General features: G+C 58.7%; 16 protein-coding genes. 3 read left to right on the top strand and 13 right to left on the bottom strand.

Features of this window, described 5'->3' with window-relative positions:
• The 3 genes from RSQ48_RS05760 to flgB are packed head-to-tail and all read right to left on the bottom strand — an operon-like array spanning nucleotide 1 to nucleotide 1,550.
• Nucleotides 1–693 carry a flagellar hook capping FlgD N-terminal domain-containing protein gene (locus RSQ48_RS05760; protein WP_003804681.1) on the bottom strand — a complete coding sequence of 231 codons (693 nt, stop codon included), beginning with the start codon at nucleotides 691–693 and terminating at the stop codon, nucleotides 1–3.
• Between the two features lie 23 nt (nucleotides 694–716).
• Nucleotides 717–1,121 carry a flagellar basal body rod protein FlgC gene (gene flgC / locus RSQ48_RS05755; protein ID WP_003804683.1) on the bottom strand — a complete coding sequence of 135 codons (405 nt, stop codon included), beginning with the start codon at nucleotides 1,119–1,121 and terminating at the stop codon, nucleotides 717–719.
• 12 nt (nucleotides 1,122–1,133) lie between these two features.
• Nucleotides 1,134–1,550 carry a flagellar basal body rod protein FlgB gene (gene flgB, locus RSQ48_RS05750; protein ID WP_003804685.1) on the bottom strand — a complete coding sequence of 139 codons (417 nt, stop codon included), beginning with the start codon at nucleotides 1,548–1,550 and terminating at the stop codon, nucleotides 1,134–1,136.
• Nucleotides 1,551–1,778: 228 nt separating this feature from the next.
• Here flgB and flgA point away from each other — a divergent pair, with 228 nt between their 5' ends.
• The 3 genes from flgA (at nucleotide 1,779) to RSQ48_RS05735 (ending at nucleotide 3,267) form a co-directional block, all read left to right on the top strand.
• Complete coding sequence (gene flgA, locus RSQ48_RS05745) at nucleotides 1,779–2,429, top strand: flagellar basal body P-ring formation chaperone FlgA (protein WP_415302217.1); 651 nt, start codon at nucleotides 1,779–1,781, stop codon at nucleotides 2,427–2,429.
• A gap of 84 nt (nucleotides 2,430–2,513) precedes the next feature.
• The gene (flgM, locus tag RSQ48_RS05740; protein ID WP_003804690.1) at nucleotides 2,514–2,801 is read left to right on the top strand and encodes a flagellar biosynthesis anti-sigma factor FlgM; all 288 of its coding nucleotides are present in this window, start codon (nucleotides 2,514–2,516) and stop codon (nucleotides 2,799–2,801) included.
• A gap of 16 nt (nucleotides 2,802–2,817) precedes the next feature.
• Nucleotides 2,818–3,267, top strand: coding sequence for a flagella synthesis protein FlgN (locus RSQ48_RS05735; protein WP_003804691.1), 450 nt, complete (start codon nucleotides 2,818–2,820; stop codon nucleotides 3,265–3,267).
• Between the two features lie 250 nt (nucleotides 3,268–3,517).
• Here RSQ48_RS05735 and flhF read toward each other — a convergent pair whose 3' ends face one another.
• The 10 genes from flhF to cheA form a co-directional block, all read right to left on the bottom strand.
• Nucleotides 3,518–5,866, bottom strand: coding sequence for a flagellar biosynthesis protein FlhF (gene flhF, locus RSQ48_RS05730; RefSeq protein WP_415302216.1), 2,349 nt, complete (start codon nucleotides 5,864–5,866; stop codon nucleotides 3,518–3,520).
• Entirely contained in the window at nucleotides 5,863–7,974 is a 2,112-nt protein-coding gene (flhA, locus tag RSQ48_RS05725; protein WP_336579682.1) for a flagellar biosynthesis protein FlhA, read from the bottom strand. The genes flhF and flhA overlap by 4 nt, the downstream gene beginning before the upstream one ends.
• A gap of 5 nt (nucleotides 7,975–7,979) precedes the next feature.
• A complete protein-coding gene (gene flhB, locus RSQ48_RS05720; protein ID WP_003804696.1) occupies nucleotides 7,980–9,131 on the bottom strand; it encodes a flagellar biosynthesis protein FlhB in 1,152 nt (383 codons plus the stop codon).
• A 215-nt stretch (nucleotides 9,132–9,346) separates the two neighbouring features.
• Entirely contained in the window at nucleotides 9,347–9,988 is a 642-nt protein-coding gene (cheZ, locus tag RSQ48_RS05715) for a protein phosphatase CheZ (protein WP_003804698.1), read from the bottom strand.
• A gap of 13 nt (nucleotides 9,989–10,001) precedes the next feature.
• Entirely contained in the window at nucleotides 10,002–10,391 is a 390-nt protein-coding gene (cheY, locus tag RSQ48_RS05710; protein WP_003804700.1) for a chemotaxis response regulator CheY, read from the bottom strand.
• Nucleotides 10,392–10,435: 44 nt separating this feature from the next.
• On the bottom strand, nucleotides 10,436–11,494 hold the full coding sequence (locus RSQ48_RS05705; RefSeq protein WP_415302215.1) for a protein-glutamate methylesterase/protein-glutamine glutaminase: 1,059 nt from the start codon (nucleotides 11,492–11,494) through the stop codon (nucleotides 10,436–10,438).
• Between the two features lie 64 nt (nucleotides 11,495–11,558).
• The gene (locus tag RSQ48_RS05700) at nucleotides 11,559–12,401 is read right to left on the bottom strand and encodes a CheR family methyltransferase (protein ID WP_230406275.1); all 843 of its coding nucleotides are present in this window, start codon (nucleotides 12,399–12,401) and stop codon (nucleotides 11,559–11,561) included.
• Between the two features lie 4 nt (nucleotides 12,402–12,405).
• Nucleotides 12,406–14,142, bottom strand: a complete 1,737-nt coding sequence (locus tag RSQ48_RS05695) for a methyl-accepting chemotaxis protein (RefSeq protein ID WP_003804706.1) — start codon at nucleotides 14,140–14,142, stop codon at nucleotides 12,406–12,408.
• Between the two features lie 126 nt (nucleotides 14,143–14,268).
• Nucleotides 14,269–14,769, bottom strand: coding sequence for a chemotaxis protein CheW (locus RSQ48_RS05690; protein ID WP_003804708.1), 501 nt, complete (start codon nucleotides 14,767–14,769; stop codon nucleotides 14,269–14,271).
• A gap of 16 nt (nucleotides 14,770–14,785) precedes the next feature.
• Nucleotides 14,786–16,888, bottom strand: a complete 2,103-nt coding sequence (cheA, locus tag RSQ48_RS05685) for a chemotaxis protein CheA (RefSeq protein WP_415302214.1) — start codon at nucleotides 16,886–16,888, stop codon at nucleotides 14,786–14,788.
• Between the last annotated feature and the right edge of the window lie 71 nt (nucleotides 16,889–16,959).

Below are 16,959 nucleotides of genomic sequence, written 5' to 3'. Positions count from 1 at the left end.
TTACATAATTTTGCGTATATCCAGCAGGGAGAATGAACCTGCCAGACCCAGATCCAGCATCAGGCCGCTGGAGGTATAAGCCACACTATCGACCTTGCCGTGCGTCAATGGGCTGGCTGTCACAGCCGTGCCATCATTGCTGGCCAACACACTGACGGTGTAGGAACCGTCGGCCAGCGGGGAGCCCTGGTTGTCCAGGCCATCCCAGCTCAGCGAATACACCCCGGCCTCTTTGGGCCCCAGCTCGTACTCGCGCACCACCTTGCCACTGCTGTCTTTGATATGCACCAAGGTGGTACTGCTGCCACTGACCAGGTCAATCCCAAAAGGCATGGCAACTTTCTCGCCGTCCGGACTCGTGCCCAGGGACACTTTCGCACCTGGCACCAGCACCTGCTTGCCAATCAGGTTGGCAGCCTGCATGGACTGGCTGACATCCATCTGTCCGGCCACGGCCAGCAAGGTATTGTTCAATTGCTGAATCCCGGCCACCGTGGACATTTGTGCCATCTGGCTGGTGACCTGGGCATTGTCCATGGGGTTAAGTGGGTCCTGATTGCGCAGCTGTGTAATCAGCATGGTCAGGAAACGGTCTTCCGTTTCGGCCATGGCGCTTTTGTTACGGGCATCTATCCCGGCCATCGCCCCGGCGGTGGGGTCCAGGGCACTGCGATCGTTGGTGACTGTGCTCATGCTCTCTCTTTGCGTAAACCGGTTTACTGGCCAATGGTCAGGGTGCGCAACATCAGGTTTTTGGAGGTGTTCACCACCTCTACATTGGCCTGATAGGAGCGCGACGCGGCCAGCATATTGACGGTCTCGGCCACCACATCCACATTGGGCAAGGTCACATAACCTTGGGCATCGGCATAGGGATTGCCGGGGTCGTACTGCAATCGACCCGGCGCATTGCTTTCCTGCACCCCCAGCACCTGCACGCCACCGACAGGACTGTTGCCCTGCGGAGTCATCTGAAACACGACCTGGCGAGCCTTGTATGGCTGACCATCGGGCCCGACCACGCTGTCGGCGTTAGCCAGGTTGCTGGCCGACACGTTCATGCGTTGGGACTGCGCTGTCAGGGCAGAGCCGGCAATCTGGAAAATACTGAAACTGGACATGAAGACTCGCTATTACTGTTGCAAGGCTGCCATCAAGCCTTTCAAACGCTGGGACGCCAGGTTGATGGTGCTTTGATAGTGCAAGGTGTTATCGGCAAACTGCATGCGCTCGACGTCCATCTCAACCGTATTGCCATCCAAAGATGGTTGTACGGGGACGCGGTAGAGCAGCTCGTCCGTGCTGGGCGGACGGCTGGCCTGGGCGGGTATGTGACGGACCGATGTCAGGGACAGGCTGGTATTGGGCAATGCCATCTGGCCCTGCCCCCCTAAAGCAGCTTTCAGGGTGGCCGTAAAGTCCATATCCCGTGCCTTGTAGTTGGGCGTGTCGGCGTTGGCAATATTGGAGGCCAGAACCTCTTGGCGCTGTTGGCGCACAGCCAGTGCCGTCTGGTAAAACTTCAGGTGCTCACCGATGCGATCAATCATGGAGTCAAGCCAATATTCTGTGTTCAAGTTCAAAATACAGTGAACGCGCGCACGCCTTTTCACCGACATGACAGAATGGTAGCCAGAGGCACGGCATCACAAACCCGGGAACAAAACGCAATTTATCGGCCAGTTCAGCTCTTGACCCGGCGGCTGAGCCCGTAAAATTCAGCCATGACCTTGTATAGACTCCTGCTTTGCGTATGTCTGTTCGCCCTGGGGGCGAGCGTGACTGCGCGCGCCCAGGAGCCAGCCAACGTAGTCAGTGTGCAAGCCATGCAGGAGCAGGCGCAGGAGTTTTTACATAAACAGGCGCAGATGTATCCTGGTGTCGCCACGATCACGCTGGATACCTCGCGCCTTGACACTATGCCGGCCTGCGCCCAAAACCAGATCTTCCTGCCCAGCGGCCAACGCCTGCGCTCGCGCATGAGCGTGGGCGTGCGCTGCCTGAGCCCGCACAGCTGGAGCACGTCGATAGGCGCTACGCTATCGATCCAGGGCAGCTATTACGTGAGCAGCCGGCGTATCAACCCAGGCGAGACCATTCAGCAAGATGATCTGGTCGAGCGCGAGGGGGACTTGCTGGCGCTGGCCAATGGCGTGGTCATTGATCCGGAGCGGATCATCGGCTATGTCGCCAGCCAGCGCATCCCGTTGGGCAATGCGATACGAGCCTCGGCGCTACGCGATCCACAATCGGTAACACGCGGCCAAATGGTTCGCACCATTGCACGCGGCATGGGCTTTGTCGCCAGTGGAGAGGGTCAGGCTCTGCAAAGCGGAGCACCGGGCACCCAAATTCAGATCAAGGCCAGTTCAGGGCAAATCATTTCGGCCACTGTCCTGGATGCCTCCACGGTCCAGGTCATTCTCTGAACGAAATCCGATGAGCATGCTAAAGTTTGCGTCCAGAGCGCCGTTACAAGATCAACGCAAAGAACAGGCCGCACGGAGAAAAACGTGAAGATCAGCCCCTCCTCCCTCAAGACACCTCTTGCTGAAACCTCTGCCGCAGAACGCAGCACGGCTCCCAGTCGTGCACGCCAGGCATACAACAGCACCAGCACCAACGAAGTGGATTTCAGCGCCGCAGCCCGCCAGCTCAATTCGCTGCAAGACAGCAGCGCCGATGTGGACATGAAAAAAGTCGAGGCCTTGCGCCAGGCTATTGCCGCCGGCGAGCTCAAAATTGACACCAGCCGGATTGCCGACTCCCTGATCGCCTCCGTGCGCGATCTTCTCAAGTAACTCACCCCAAACGGCCATGCCTTTGCAAACCTGCCTTGCCGATCAACACCAAGCCCTGCTGGATTTCGAGCAGTTGCTGGTCGAAGAAAATACCTTGCTGCTGCGTCGCTTTGAGCCTCAGGAACTGGCCCAGATCACCCTGAGCAAGTACCAGGTGCTCGAACGCATTGAGCAACTGGAGCAGACCCGCGCCCAACTGCTGCAAGCACGCGGACTGGAAAACAGCAATCAGGGCCTGCGCTACGCTGCCGAACAGGATGAGCTGGAGCACGAGCTGGAGCAACTGATCGAGCTGAGCCAAAAAGTGCGCAACGCCAGCGACAACAATCGCATTTTGGTTGATACTTTTCTGGCCGACACCCAGCAAAACCTGGATGCGCTAGAAGCCTTCACGGGCCGCAATACGTTCTACGATGCGTCGGGCAAGACGCAAAATACGCAGTCCTCTTTAAGTCTGAAAGTCTGACACCTCGCCCTGACAGCCTGCGAACGTCCGGTCAGGGCAAACTCCACCTCCCCCCAAGACAAGTTACAGTGTGCCAGCGCTTCCTGCACAAGGCAGGAACTGCTCATGCATCATGCGCTCTGGCGGCGCAACGAGCTGCCCGAGCATCATCACAACGCATCTCACTGAGCGCCCGGCCATCTGCGACGACGCTAAACATAAAAAAAGCCTGCCGTTTGGCAGGCTTTTACACAGGGCTGGACGGCTGGACTTAACTCATCGCTTCTTTCAACACCAGCATCTTCACCAGCGCATCGACCGACTGACTGGACTTCAGCCCCGGTTTGCCCAGCAGGCGGGCACTCAGTTGCCGCACACCACGGTTGTCGGGGGCCTGCAGCAAGTCCCAGCAGGCCAGCGTTAACTGGGCGGCTGCCAGCAGATGAAGTTCTTCTTCAAACTCAGAGTGGCTGGCTGGCAAAATGCCGCGCACGGTGTTGAACAAGCGTGCCATTTCCTGCACTTCGCTACGCAGCATCATGTAGCAGGCTAGACTGGCCGGAGCGATCGGCTCGGCACCTGCATGTTGATGCATGAGCGCAAAACGGGTCTTCAACACCTTGCCATCATGCCGACGTACGGTACGCAGCACAATCAGATCCAGATGAACAGGCTCGCCCTGACGCTGGCGCAACTGCACCGGCTCAACGGCATACCACAGCGCGATTTCACTGAGCCTGACCCGGCCCAGTGTTTCAAGGTGCAGGCGAGCAGCCAGATCGGGAATGGCATGAAAGGCCAACGGTTTGCTCAGGGCATTCGGCGTGGTTTTACCGTCCTTGTGCCACAGGGAGGTCGCGCCGGGGATCAGCGCCAGCCAGTCTGCAGGCATGTCGGCCCACTGACGCCACATGGTGGGCGATCCGCCTTCAAAAATATGCAGCAGATTCACCGGCTGGGCCTGGGTGTTCAAAACCTGCATGGCCTGGTTAAGCGCTTGTGTGGGACTGGGCCGTTCCATGCTGCGCACCCCACGTACATCCGACCACTGTGACGGTGTCTGACGCTGATAGTAGGGAACGCTGAGAGCCTGACCTTTGGGGCTGAACAGGAAACTGAACGAACACTGCTCCTGACTGCCTGCAGGCTGATGATCTGCGTGGATCACCAGCAAACGAGACACATCGCATTCGCTCACTTCCTGACACGCGGCGCGCATCAAGCCTTCGGCTCGTTGTGCAGCCGCCCCATCCTGCACAGCAGCATGAGGGGCGTGCAAGTCACGCCAAAAGTCATAAGCTTCGGCGCAGGCCAATCGCTCGTCCAGATCAGCGGCGGCACGCCGTGCCTGCTCCAAGCCGACGGGGCCACCCGCCGAGGCAGCAGACAAAAGACGCGGCAAGACACGCGCCCGGCGCTCTTCCTCGGCCTGATGCTCCTGAGCGGACTGCCCGCCACTTTCCAGCAAGGCGGCCAGGTCGCCAGAGCTGGCCGCATACAGAGGGCGCTGACTCTCGCGAACCTGCAAGGCAGAATCGACCAGTTCACCCGCACTCATAAAGCGCAAGTCCTCGGGCACTTTCTGGCCGTTGGACACATAATGGATTGGCAATTTGAAACGAATGGCTGTATCCAGGGGAGCACCCAGCTTGATGGCCTCATCCACTTTGGAGATGATGCAGCCGTTCAACGGCGTGCCGCCGTCCTGGGTATAGCTGCGGGCCACCTCATCCAAGGTATCCCCCTGGCTGGCGGCGTTAAGCACCAGCAGGCGCTGTACGCGGCGACCGGCACCTGCCAGCAAAGCGGCCTGTTCGCGCACATAGCGATCCCGCTGGCTGATCCCCATATTGTCGATCAGGATCACCTGATCGGGCCGCACGCCCAGCATCACGCTGCGCAACTGCGCCACATCCTGAACAATATGTACGGCCACTCGCATGAGGTCGCCATAAATCTTTAATTGTTCATGAGCACCAATCCGATAGGTGTCCGTGGTCAGCAAAACCACTTTATCCGGGCCGAAACGACGTACGGCGCGGGCCGCCAGCTTTGCCAGCGTGGTGGTCTTGCCCACCCCCGTAGGACCGACCAGCGCCAGGGCCAGCCCCGGCTGCCACAGGGAATCCTCAGCCCGCAACACGGGCAAATGGGTTTCCAGTTCGGTACGCACCCACTGCAAGGCAGCACGCGCGCCCAGCTCGGGCGGCAGGCGCTTGAGCAGCGCACGCAATAACGCGGTGCTAAAACCCTGCGACAACAGGCTCTGGAACAGATTGACCGCAACCGGAGAGCGGCGCATCTGATGGCTCCAGACCAGATCATCCATCCGGCCTTCCAAGGCACCGCGCAACGCACCGATTGCCCCCATCACATTGTCGGCAGCCGGTGGCGCAGCCATGTCCTGCTGACGTATGCCCGCTGCCTGATGCGCTGTGCCCGTGGGCATGGGCGCACGCTCGGCCGTAGCACCGGGAACCGAGCTGGAATCCGTGGCCAGAATTTCCACCCCGCCATTGACTCGACGGTTGGACACAATCAATGCATCCGGGCCTAAAGCAAGGCGCACCTGACGCATGGCCTCACGACTGGTACTGCCAAAAAAGCGACTTATATTCATTCAGACTGACCAATAATGGTGGTGACCCGAAGAATGCGTTCTTCAGGAATTTCAGCGTTAGACAAGACACCCAACTGGGGAATGTGGTGACGCAGGAAACGAGACAGGGTCGCCCGCAAAATGGGCGGCACAACCAGCACGGGTGGGTCGCCATGCTCTTCCTGGAACTGGGCGGCCCGCATGGTATCGGTCAGCACCGACTCGGCCAGACCGGGCTCCAGAGCGCCGCTGCTGGTCAAGGCCTGCGTCATGACACGCTCCAGACGCGCATCCAAGCCAATCACGCGCAGTTCGCCCTCGCCGGGGAACCACTGTTGTACGATGGCCCGGCCCAGTGCCACCCGCAAAACGGCCAGAAGCTCGCCTGCCTCTTGCCCGGGCTGGACGGCACCGGGAGCCAGAATGCGCGGCGCATGTTCGGCCAAGGTCTCCACAATGCTGCGCATATCGCGAATCGGCACATCTTCCGCCAGCAGACCTCGCAAGACCTTGAGCAAAAGGCTAAGAGACAGGGTCTGGGGCACAAAATCCTCGACCAGCTTGGGAGCCTCGCGCCCCACATGGTCGAGCAGTTGCTGCACTTCCTGACGGCCCAGCAATTCAGCCCCGTGGCGATGCAGTAAATGATTGATGTGCGTGGCAATCACCGTGCTGGCATCGACCACGGTATAGCCCGCAATCTGGGCCTGTTCACGCATACTCACGTCAACCCACACAGCGGGCAGACCAAAGGCCGGATCGCTGGTCGGGGTGCCCGGCAGCTTCATGGTGACACCGCCAGGATCGATGGCCAGCCACTGCCCCGGCGTGGCGGTACCGCGCCCGATCTCCACACCGGCCAACAAAATGCGGTAATCATTGGGCTTGAGTTCGAGGTTGTCCCGGATATGAACGACGGGCGGCAAAAAGCCCACTTCCTGCGCAAACTTCTTACGCAAACTGCGGATACGGTGCAGCAACTCGCCATTTTGAGCGTGGTCCACCAGCGAGATCAGGCGATAGCCCACTTCCAGCCCCAAGGGGTCGACCATGGACACATCATTCCAGCTGGCTTCGCTGGCCGCTGAATCGGCTGCCGCCAAGACCTCATCATTGGGTTCACTGGTCTGCTGTGCCTGTTCTGCCTGATGTTTCTGCATCAGCCAGGCCCCCGCTCCCAGAATGGCCGCCAACAACAGAAACACCAGATTGGGCATGCCGGGAATCAAACCCATCAAGCCCAGAATCCCGGCAGTGATATACAGCACCATGGGATTGCGGAAAAGCTGGTTGACCATCTGCTGGCCCACATCCTCATCAGTGGCCACCCGCGAGACCACGACCCCGGCCGCTGTGGAGATAATCAGGGCGGGAATCTGCGCGACCAGCCCGTCACCAATGGTGAGCAAGGTATACACATGGCCGGCTTCCGAGAAAGACAGGCCGTGCTGCAGCACGCCGATAATCAGACCGCCGATGACGTTGATGACCATGATCAGCAGACCGGCCACCGCATCACCGCGCACAAACTTGCTCGCACCGTCCATGGAACCGTAGAACTCGGCCTCCTGCGAGACTTCCGCCCGGCGACGTCGCGCATCTTCCTCGCCAATCAGACCGGCATTCAGATCCGCATCAATGGCCATTTGCTTGCCCGGCAGGGCATCGAGGGTAAAGCGGGCTCCCACTTCGGCAATACGGCCCGCACCCTTGGTAATCACCACAAAGTTGATGATGACCAGAATCACGAACACGATCAGACCCACGGCAAAATTGCCGCCGACCAGAAAGTGACCAAAGGCCTCAATCACCTGCCCCGCCGCATCCGGTCCTTTATGACCGTTCATCAGCACCACCCGCGTGGAGGCCACGTTCAGGGCCAGACGCAACAAGGTGGCAAACAGCAGCACCGCCGGAAAAGCCGCAAAATCCAAGGGCTTTTTGGTGAACATGGCCACCAGCAAAATCATGACGGCCAGGGCGATATTAAAGGTAAACAGCAGGTCCAGCAGAAACGGCGGCAAGGGCAAAATCATCATGGCCATCACCATGAGAATCAGCACCGGGCCGGCGAGAAGCCGGGCGTGTTGTCCCCCGTTTTGTTTCAGTAAGGCAAAAAAATTGTTCATTGCTTTTAATGTTTGCGCGAACGCAGTGGACCTTCATCCATGCCCGTGGGCACGTTCAGTCGGGTGGGCATGATCGGACGTTCGCCCTGCCCCTTGTTCCAGTTACGAAGCTGATAGACCCAGGCCAGCACCTCGGCCACCGCCGAGTACAGGTCCACAGGAATCTCACGCTCCAGCTCAACATTGAAATACAAGGCTCGCGCCAGCGCGGGTGCTTCCAGCATCGCCACCTTATGCTCTGCCGCCAGCCCGCGAATCTTGGCGGCGATCAGGCCCGTTCCTTTGGCCACCACGCGTGGCGCGCCACCTTTGCCATCCTGGTACTTCAGCGCGACCGCATAATGCGTGGGGTTGGTGACCACCACATCGGCGCCCGGCACCTGGGACATCATGCGCGAACGCGCCATGGACCGCTGCTGCTGCCGGATGCGCCCTTTGACATGCGGATCGCCCTCACTTTCCTTATGTTCTTCCTTTACGTCCTGACGCGACATGCGCAGCTTCTTATAAAAGCTCCACAGCTGCCAGGGCGCGTCAATCAACACAATCACCAGCAGGCTGGCGGCAATCAGGGCGCAACACTTGATGATCAAGGTCATTCCCGTGGCGATGGCCGCTGTGGGATGCACATACATCAGTGCTGTCATCTGCTCGCGCTCGGTCCAAATGACATAGACCGCCACGGAGCCGACCAGACCCGCTTTGGCCAGGGTCTTGATCAGTTCAATCACCGTTTGCATGGAAAACATGCGCTTGATGCCCTTGGCCGGATTCATGCGCTCGAACTTGGGTTGCAGCGCCTTGCCGCTAAAACTCATCCCACCCAGTGCAATGGAGGCCAGTATCGCGACAAGCACCAGCAGTGCAAACAAGGGCGCCAGCCCCTTGAGTGCTTCGCCAGCCAGCCCCGCCGCCTGGACCACCATGGCATTGGGGTCATGGGCGACACGGGGATCGAACCAGACGCTGCGCCGCACGATACCGCCGAAGGTTTCATACAGATACGCAGCCCCAACCCAGATTCCACCAATGCCGGCCAGCAGCATCAAAAACGTGGTCAGCTCTCTGGAACGGGCCACCTGCCCTTCTTCCCGCGCCTTTTCCAGGCGCCGGGGCGAGGCCGGTTCTGTTTTTTCGAGATCGCTGTCTTCTGCCATGGACTGCCAAGACGCAGGAATTGAAGGAATGAATCAGGCGCCCAGCACAAATGTCGCGCTCGCACTACAGGTCGCGGGGTCATTCTAAAAGAGCACCGCCGCTCTGATAGCGCGGAGAAAGCCCGATAAAAGCAGGCTGTTCCCCACAAGCAAAAAGGCGCTGCAGTGCGCAGCGCCTTTTTAATGTCGACACAAGCCGTCTCGAAGGGACAGGTTCAAAAGCCCAGATTGGCCAGCAAATCGTCCACCTGATCCTGGCTGGTGACCACTTCCGAGGCCACCGGCGAGACCACTGGACCATTGATAAGGCTTTGAGTTTCTTCGCGTTTTTCCGTGGGCACATTGTCGACCAGCACCTGGACCAGCTCGGTCTCGATGGTGCCGACCACGCCCAGCATGCGCGTGATCACCTGCCCGGTCAGATCCTGAAAATCCTGGGCCATGATGATCTCCAGCAGGTTGTCCTGGGTCTGCTGGGCCTTGACGGGCACATCGCGCAAAAAGCCACGCGTGCGCTTGACCAGCTCGCGGGCCTGATCCTGGTCCAGGGGCTGCTCAAACCATTGCTCCCATTCCACATCGAGCGCCTGGGCGTCGGCTTGCAAAGACTCTTGCAAAGGACGCACCTGCTCGGCAGCATTGAGCACCCGGTTGGCGGCTTGCTCGGTCATGCGAGCCACATAGTGCAGACGATCGCGGGCATCCGGAATCGCGTGCGCGGCATCTTTGATGGCTTGATCCAGACCCAGTTCGCGCATGCTTTCCCGCAGCAGGCGGGTCAGATTGGCGATGCGGTAGACCAGATCAACCGGTACGCTTTGGGAATCAGGATGAGTCGGTGTTTGCTGTGGGTCCATGACGTACTCCGTATTAACCGCCCATTTTCTCGAAGATCTTGTTCAGCTTCTCTTCCAGCGTTGCGGCGGTAAAGGGTTTGACCACATAGCCATTGGCCCCTGCCTGGGCGGCGGCAATAATGTTTTCTTTCTTGGCTTCAGCCGTCACCATGAGCACCGGCAACGAAGCCAGGTTGGCATCGGCGCGAATCTGTTTGAGCATCTCCAGCCCGTCCAGATTGGGCATGTTCCAGTCCGAGACCACAAACTCAAAATTGCCATTACGCAATTTCTCCAGGCCCATCTGGCCATCTTCAGCTTCATCCACATTCTCGTATCCCAGATCCTTGAGCAGGTTCTTGATGATCCGGCGCATGGTAGGAAAGTCATCGACGACGAGAATCTTTATATTTTTTTGTACCATTTACATTCTCCAAATGAGTAGCATGCCAGTGCGTTCAGGCCCGTTTATACACGGTGCCCAAAGGCCCCCACACTGGCTAGAATTCGTTCGCTGATCTGCCCCAACGGCAAGGCGATATCCGTTGCGCCAATTTGCAAGGCTTCACGCGGCATGCCAAAGACCACACTGGTGGCCTCATCCTGGGCAAAGGTCAAGGCTCCTGCCTGTCTCATGGCCAGCAGGCCTTGTGCGCCATCCTTGCCCATGCCGGTCAGAATCACCCCCACGGCATTGCGTCCGGCCAGCTCGGCGGCAGAGTGAAACAGGACATCGACTGAAGGCCGATGACGATTGACCGGTTCACTATCGACCAGCTTGACCACATAATTGGCCCCTGAACGGGCCAGCTTCATGTGAGCGACCCCGCCTGGCGCCAGATACACATGGCCGGGCAGCACGCGTTGACCGTCCTCAGCCTCATGTACCTGCATGGAGCACAAGCCATCGAGTCGGTTCACAAACGAGCGTGTGAAACCGGCAGGCATATGTTGGGTAATCATGATGGCCGGACAATTGGCCGGCAAGGGCTCAAGCACTTGGCGGATGGCTTCCGTGCCACCCGTGGAGGCGCCAATCATGATCAGTTTTTCAGTCGTTGAAAAATTATGCGTCAGGCGGCGCGCCGGGGCCGCGCCTAGCACGGCCGGAACAGCACGGCGCGGACGGGCAATGGAGGCCGCACGGATCTTGTCGGCAATCAGGTCCGAGTAATCGAGCAGGCCATCGCGCAGGCCCAGCTTGGGCTTGGTCACAAAGTCCACGGCGCCCAGCTCCAGTGCACGCAAGGTGACATCCGAATTGCGCTCGGTCAGCGAAGAGACCATCACGACCGGCATCGGACGCAAGCGCATCAGGCGCTCCAGAAAATCCAGGCCGTCCATGCGAGGCATCTCCACATCCAGCGTCAGGACATCTGGATTGTGTTCTTTGATCAGCTCGCGCGCCACCAGCGGGTCCGGGGCTACCGCCACCACTTCCATATCCGCATGACTGTTGATAATTTCCACCATCAGGCTGCGCACCAGGGCGGAATCGTCTACACACAAAACTCGAATTTTCTTCATGCTACTCATAATCCCAATTTCAAGCGCCGACAGAGCCTGGCGCTTGGCAAGAGGCGGTCAGGCCCTAATTGCGGACATATACCGTCTGACCAAGCAGGCGAAATGCCTTGGTCAGGTAAGAGAAATTCTCCGAATGCCCGACAAACAGCAGGCCGCCCGGTTTGGTCACGGCGGCAAATCGCTCCAGAATGCGCGTCTGGTCATCCCGATCAAAATAAATCATGGTGTTTCGACAGAAGATCACATCAAAACGACTGGACGAGGGCCAGGTTGGCCCCACCAGGTTGAACTCCTCGAACTCCACCATGTTGCGCAACACGGGCTTAACCCGTGCCAGCCCTTTGCGCGCGCCCACGCCGCGCTGAAAATAGCGGGGCAACCAGAGATCGGGCACAGGCTGGATGCGCTCCAGGGTGTAGACCCCCTGCCGGGCCTTGTCCAGGGCAGCCGAGTCAATATCGCTGGCCAGGATGGACACGTTGACATCAGGCGAGGGACAGTGCTCGCGCACAGTCATGGCAATCGAATATGCCTCCTCGCCGGTCGAGGCCGCACTGCACCAGATATCCAGCGGCTTGCCGCGTGTGCTGACAAATTTGCCCAGAATATCGAAGTGATGCTGCTCGCGAAAAAATGCAGTGTGATTGATGGTGAAAGCGTTAACAAAATCCTGCCATTCCTGGCTATGCGTGTCCTGCTCCAGAACGTCCAGGTACTGACGCACTTCCCGCAACCCCGCACCTTGGCTGCGCATGCCCAACGTGCGGGCCACCATGTCTTCTTTGTGGGTACCTAAGATGATGCCCGCATACGACTTGAGCAAGCGCGCGGCTCGCTCACAGTCGGCCCTCGAGGCTTGCGGGATCGAGGGCAATGTATAAACAAAAGGTTCCACAGATGTGCTCATATCGCTACAGGCTGGCCAAGGTCCCGCTAAAAGGCCCCGTCGACAGACGCTCGGTGGAACGCAAACGCTCCGGTCCGGACGACTCAAACGGATCATCAATAATGTCGTGCGCGCTCACCTTGAACGCCGACACCGCATCGGACAGACGGGTAGCCTGATCCTGCAAAGACCCGGCCGCTGCGCTCGCCTGCTCCACCAGAGCCGCGTTTTGCTGCACAACCACATCCATTTGTGCAACCGCCCGGTTTACCTGCTCAATCCCCTCGGACTGCTCGTTCGAGGCGGAAGAAATTTCTGCCATGATGGTGGTCACGCTCTGTACCGAACTAACCACTTCCATCACCACCTTGCCCGCCTCGTCCACCTGACGGGTCCCTTCCTTGACCTTGGCCAGCGACTGCTCGATCAAACCCTTGATCTCGCGGGCGGCCTGCGCACTGCGCTGCGCCAAGCTACGCACTTCCCCGGCCACCACGGCAAAACCCTTGCCCTGCTCGCCGGCGCGCGCTGCTTCCACGGCAGCGTTCAAGGCCAGGATATTGGTCTGGAAAGCAATGCCGTCAATCACGTTCACGATCTGCGCGATCTGCCCCGAACTGGCAGACAGATCCTCCATGGTCTGCACCACGGTAGAGACCGCCTGACCGCCACGCAGCGCCACTTCCGATGCGTTCTTGGCAACCTTGTCGGCCTGCTGGGCATTATCGGAGTTCTGGCGAACCGTACTGGCCAACTGCTCCATGCTGGCCGCCGTCTCCTGCAAGGAGGCAGCCTGCTCTTCCGTGCGACTGCTCAGATCCGTATTGCCCACATAAATCTCATGTGAGCCAAAGGTAATCTCCTCCACCCCCTGGCGCACGGTCTGCACCATCGACTGCAGGCTGTTTTGCATACGGCGGACCGCATCGTAGAGCACGCCGATCTCATTGGTGGACTTGACCTCTACACGCTGGGTCAGGTCACCACTGGCAATCCGGTCAAAATGTTCCCCAGCCTGACGCAGGGGACGCAGCACCATGCGATTCAAGAACACATACACCGCCAAGGAAATAAACAGACACAGCACCATGGCCAGTCCGACCAGACGGATTACCAGGTTGTATTGCTCGTTCTCTTTCTGGTACTGGGTATCAATCGAGCGCTGCTGAGCCTCTTGCAAGGAGTTCAAGGCGCTGTACAGATCTTCTTCCAGGAACTTGGTGGTCGTGGCGACATAACTGCGAAAACCCGCAATATCGCCCTGCTCCAGATAGGCAATCAAAGGCAGCACCCCGCCTTGCATCAGCGACATGAATGCCGCATCTACACGCTGATAGTAGTCATTGGTGCCTTCCAGCTGCGTGGCCACGCCCTGATACTCAAAAAACGCTTCCTGGGCACGCTCGAACTGCTTGCGTGTCGCCTCCAGCGCATCACGGGTTGCCGAACTGATCGCTGAGGTTTCAGGCGCCGCATCGCTCCACTCGGCCATCAGGTCCTGGTTTTGCAGATCGTTGCTGACCACATAGCTGATGGCCGCTCGTCCAATCAGGGTTTGGGTCTCTTTGTAGTGCTCGATCGCCTGATACATGGCCGAGCCTACCCGCTGGTTGACCACGATGCTTTGCAGCGCACCGTTATTGGCACGCAGGGACAAAATCCCCAAAGCCGCGCCCGCCACCAGCATTGCCAGAAAAAACACCAGTACCAGAATCAGACTGGTCCGCACCTTCAGATTGGCCAAACGTAATCCATCCAGCATCGCAAGCACCTTGTCTAGAGTAGATCAGAACATCAGAGGCGCTTGTGACGCCTCCCCCGACCCGAACAATCCTTGAAGGACCTGCTCAACAGGCCCCGCTTTGCAAGTCTTTGCAGACTCGGGTGATCAGGCCACCGCGCTATCGACCAGTGCCATCTCTTCGCTGGTCATGAGTTTTTCAATATCCACCAAAATCAGCATGCGTTCACCCAGCGTGCCGATCCCGGTCAGGTACTCGGTCGAGAAAGCTGTGCCAAAGCTGGGGGCGGCACTGATCTGGGACGACTGCAAAACCAGCACGTCCGAGACCCCATCCACCACCACACCTGCTACGCGGTCGTGCAGATTCAGAATCACCACCACGGTCTGGTGGTCGTACTCCACCCGCTCCATGTTAAAGCGCACCCGCAAGTCGGCGATAGGCACAATCACACCGCGCAGATTGGTGACACCCTTGATGAAGTTGGGCACGTTGGCAATACGCGTTACGGTCTGAGAGTCGTAGCCGCGTATTTCCTGAACTTTCAGAATATCGATGCCGTATTCCTGGTCGCCCAGAGTAAATACCAGATACTCCTTGCCGCCAGCCTCGGCAGCTTCGGAGTGGGAAGTAAAGTCGTTGGACATAAAGATCTCCGAATAATCAGGCCCACGTCGAGGCGGGGTCCCGCGCCAGACGTTGCAAGGCAAAAACATCAACAATCAGGGCTACGCTGCCATCGCCCAAAATGGTGGCAGCGGAAATACCCGGAATTTTTCTATAGTTGGCTTCCAGGTTCTTGACCACGACTTGATGCTGCCCGATCAGGTGATCGACCAGCAAGGCAAAGCGCATGTCTTCAGCCTGCAAGATAACGGCAATCGCGCGCGTCACATCGGTCTCGGCCCCCTCAACCGAGAAGATGTCACGCAAGGAAATCAGGGGCAGATACTCGCCACGCACAAACATGACGTGATCGGTATCGGTTACGCGGCGCAACTGCTCTTCAGTAGGCTGCATGGATTCGGTTACATGAGCCAGCGGCAGGATGAACACTTCATTGCCCACCTGTACCGACATGCCGTCCAGAATCGCCAGCGTCAGCGGCAGAACAATACGGGTGGTCGTTCCCTTGCCCGCACGCGAGTACAGCTGCACATGGCCACCCATGCTTTGAATATTGCGTCGCACCACGTCCATGCCTACGCCACGCCCGGAAATTTCCGTAACCTTGTCGGCGGTGGAAAAACCGGGGGCAAAGATCAGTTGCCAGACTTCGTCGTCCGGCATGCTCTCGGTTACCGGCAGGCCCGAGGACATGGCTTTCTTCAGAATACGTTCGCGGTTCAGGCCGGCACCATCATCCACCACTTCAATAATGATGTGGCCACCCTGATGCTGGGCTGACAAGGTCAGCACGCCCTCTTCTTCCTTGCCCGCTGCCAGCCGATCCTCGGGCATTTCAATGCCGTGGTCGATACTGTTGCGCACCAGGTGAGTCAGCGGGTCGATAATGCGTTCGATCAGGCTCTTGTCCAGCTCGGTGGCCTGCCCCTTGGTGACCAGACGAATCTTCTTGTTCATGCGTGCGGCACTTTCACGCACCACGCGCGGAAAGCGGCTGAACACATAGTCCATGGGCATCATGCGAATGGACATGACCGACTCTTGCAGATCACGCGCATTGCGCTCGAGCTGCTCGATACCGTTGAGCAAACGGTCGTGCACCACCGGGTCCAGCGTAGAGGCCGTCTGCACCAACATGGCTTGCGTGATGACCAGTTCGCCCACCAGATTGATGATCTGGTCGACCTTCTCCACGCCCACACGAATGGTGCCGGACTCCTTGGGTGCTGCCGCCTTGGCGGGTTTGTCGGCCGCTTTGGGAGCAGCAGGAACCGTCGTTGCCGTTTTCTCAGGCTCAGCGGCAACCGGAGCCGCTGCGGGCGCCGGAGCGGCCGGCGCGACAGCGGGGGCTGCAGGCTCGACAACCACTGCAGCCGCGGGAACCACGGCGGGTGCCGCAGTGAACGCAGACGTCACCGCTTGCCCAGGCGCGGCGGCCGGTTTTACCGACACCTGATCGGCATTCAGAATGAAGCAGCACACGGCCAGGATATCGTCAGCCGAACCCGTGGTTTCCACCCAGATATCCAGGCGATCACCTTCGCGAGTTTGATGGACGATGGTGCCCATCAACTCCATTTCCTGTTGCAAGGCCTCGGCATCCTTATCCGAGACCGGCCCCATGGACACCCACAGCGGCAAGCCTTCCGTATTGGCGGCCGGTTCCGGCTCGGGCTCTGCTTCGGCTTCAGCTTGCAAAATCGCTTCTGCGCCTTTCGTGTCCGTTGCCAGAATGCCCTTTTGTTCCAGGGCCAGTTGCCTTAACTGCGCGCAGATGCGAGTGTAGGCTTCCTCGTCAGGCTCCTGTTCCTCGCGGTAGGCATTGACTTGTCCGGTTAGCACGTCCTTGGTTTCCAGAAAGAGGTCAATCATGTCCTTGCGCAATTGCATCTCGCCATTACGGACCAGATCGAGCAGATTTTCGAGTAAATGAGTCGTCTCAGCCAACTGACCGAAACAGCCAAACGTGCCCGCCCCACCCTTGATGGAGTGCGCGGCCCGAAAGATGGCATTGAGCTGGTCACGATCTGGCTCATCCAGATCCAGCTCCAGCAGCAAGCGCTCCATGTCCGCCAGCAACTCATCGGCTTCATCGAAAAAGGTTTCGTAAAACTGACTCAGATCCACGCCGGAGCTCATGAACACTTCCTTCTTGGTTATGGCTTAGAACAACAAAACAAAAAGCACAGCCCAAACCCGTGGGCCATCCG

This window comes from Alcaligenes sp. SJTW-7 (genome assembly GCF_047716895.1).
In the GTDB taxonomy this organism is placed as follows: domain Bacteria; phylum Pseudomonadota; class Gammaproteobacteria; order Burkholderiales; family Burkholderiaceae_B; genus Alcaligenes; species Alcaligenes ammonioxydans.
Note: the sequence above shows the minus strand (reverse complement) of the source record. Positions and strands in the feature narration are given on the sequence as shown.

What these genes read in the sequence shown, in the direction of transcription:
- RSQ48_RS05700 (WP_230406275.1), bottom strand. Translation starts at nt 12,401, where the DNA reads ATGAGCACATCTGTGGAACCTTTTGTTTATACATTGCCCTCGATCCCG.
- RSQ48_RS05735 (WP_003804691.1), top strand. Translation starts at nt 2,818, where the DNA reads ATGCCTTTGCAAACCTGCCTTGCCGATCAACACCAAGCCCTGCTGGAT.
- RSQ48_RS05760 (WP_003804681.1), bottom strand. Translation starts at nt 693, where the DNA reads ATGAGCACAGTCACCAACGATCGCAGTGCCCTGGACCCCACCGCCGGG.
- flgB (WP_003804685.1), bottom strand. Translation starts at nt 1,550, where the DNA reads ATGATTGATCGCATCGGTGAGCACCTGAAGTTTTACCAGACGGCACTG.
- flhA (WP_336579682.1), bottom strand. Translation starts at nt 7,974, where the DNA reads ATGAACAATTTTTTTGCCTTACTGAAACAAAACGGGGGACAACACGCC.
- cheA (WP_415302214.1), bottom strand. Translation starts at nt 16,888, where the DNA reads ATGAGCTCCGGCGTGGATCTGAGTCAGTTTTACGAAACCTTTTTCGAT.
- flgC (WP_003804683.1), bottom strand. Translation starts at nt 1,121, where the DNA reads ATGTCCAGTTTCAGTATTTTCCAGATTGCCGGCTCTGCCCTGACAGCG.
- RSQ48_RS05705 (WP_415302215.1), bottom strand. Translation starts at nt 11,494, where the DNA reads ATGAAGAAAATTCGAGTTTTGTGTGTAGACGATTCCGCCCTGGTGCGC.
- flhF (WP_415302216.1), bottom strand. Translation starts at nt 5,866, where the DNA reads ATGAATATAAGTCGCTTTTTTGGCAGTACCAGTCGTGAGGCCATGCGT.
- cheZ (WP_003804698.1), bottom strand. Translation starts at nt 9,988, where the DNA reads ATGGACCCACAGCAAACACCGACTCATCCTGATTCCCAAAGCGTACCG.
- RSQ48_RS05695 (WP_003804706.1), bottom strand. Translation starts at nt 14,142, where the DNA reads ATGCTGGATGGATTACGTTTGGCCAATCTGAAGGTGCGGACCAGTCTG.
- flhB (WP_003804696.1), bottom strand. Translation starts at nt 9,131, where the DNA reads ATGGCAGAAGACAGCGATCTCGAAAAAACAGAACCGGCCTCGCCCCGG.
- cheY (WP_003804700.1), bottom strand. Translation starts at nt 10,391, where the DNA reads ATGGTACAAAAAAATATAAAGATTCTCGTCGTCGATGACTTTCCTACC.
- RSQ48_RS05690 (WP_003804708.1), bottom strand. Translation starts at nt 14,769, where the DNA reads ATGTCCAACGACTTTACTTCCCACTCCGAAGCTGCCGAGGCTGGCGGC.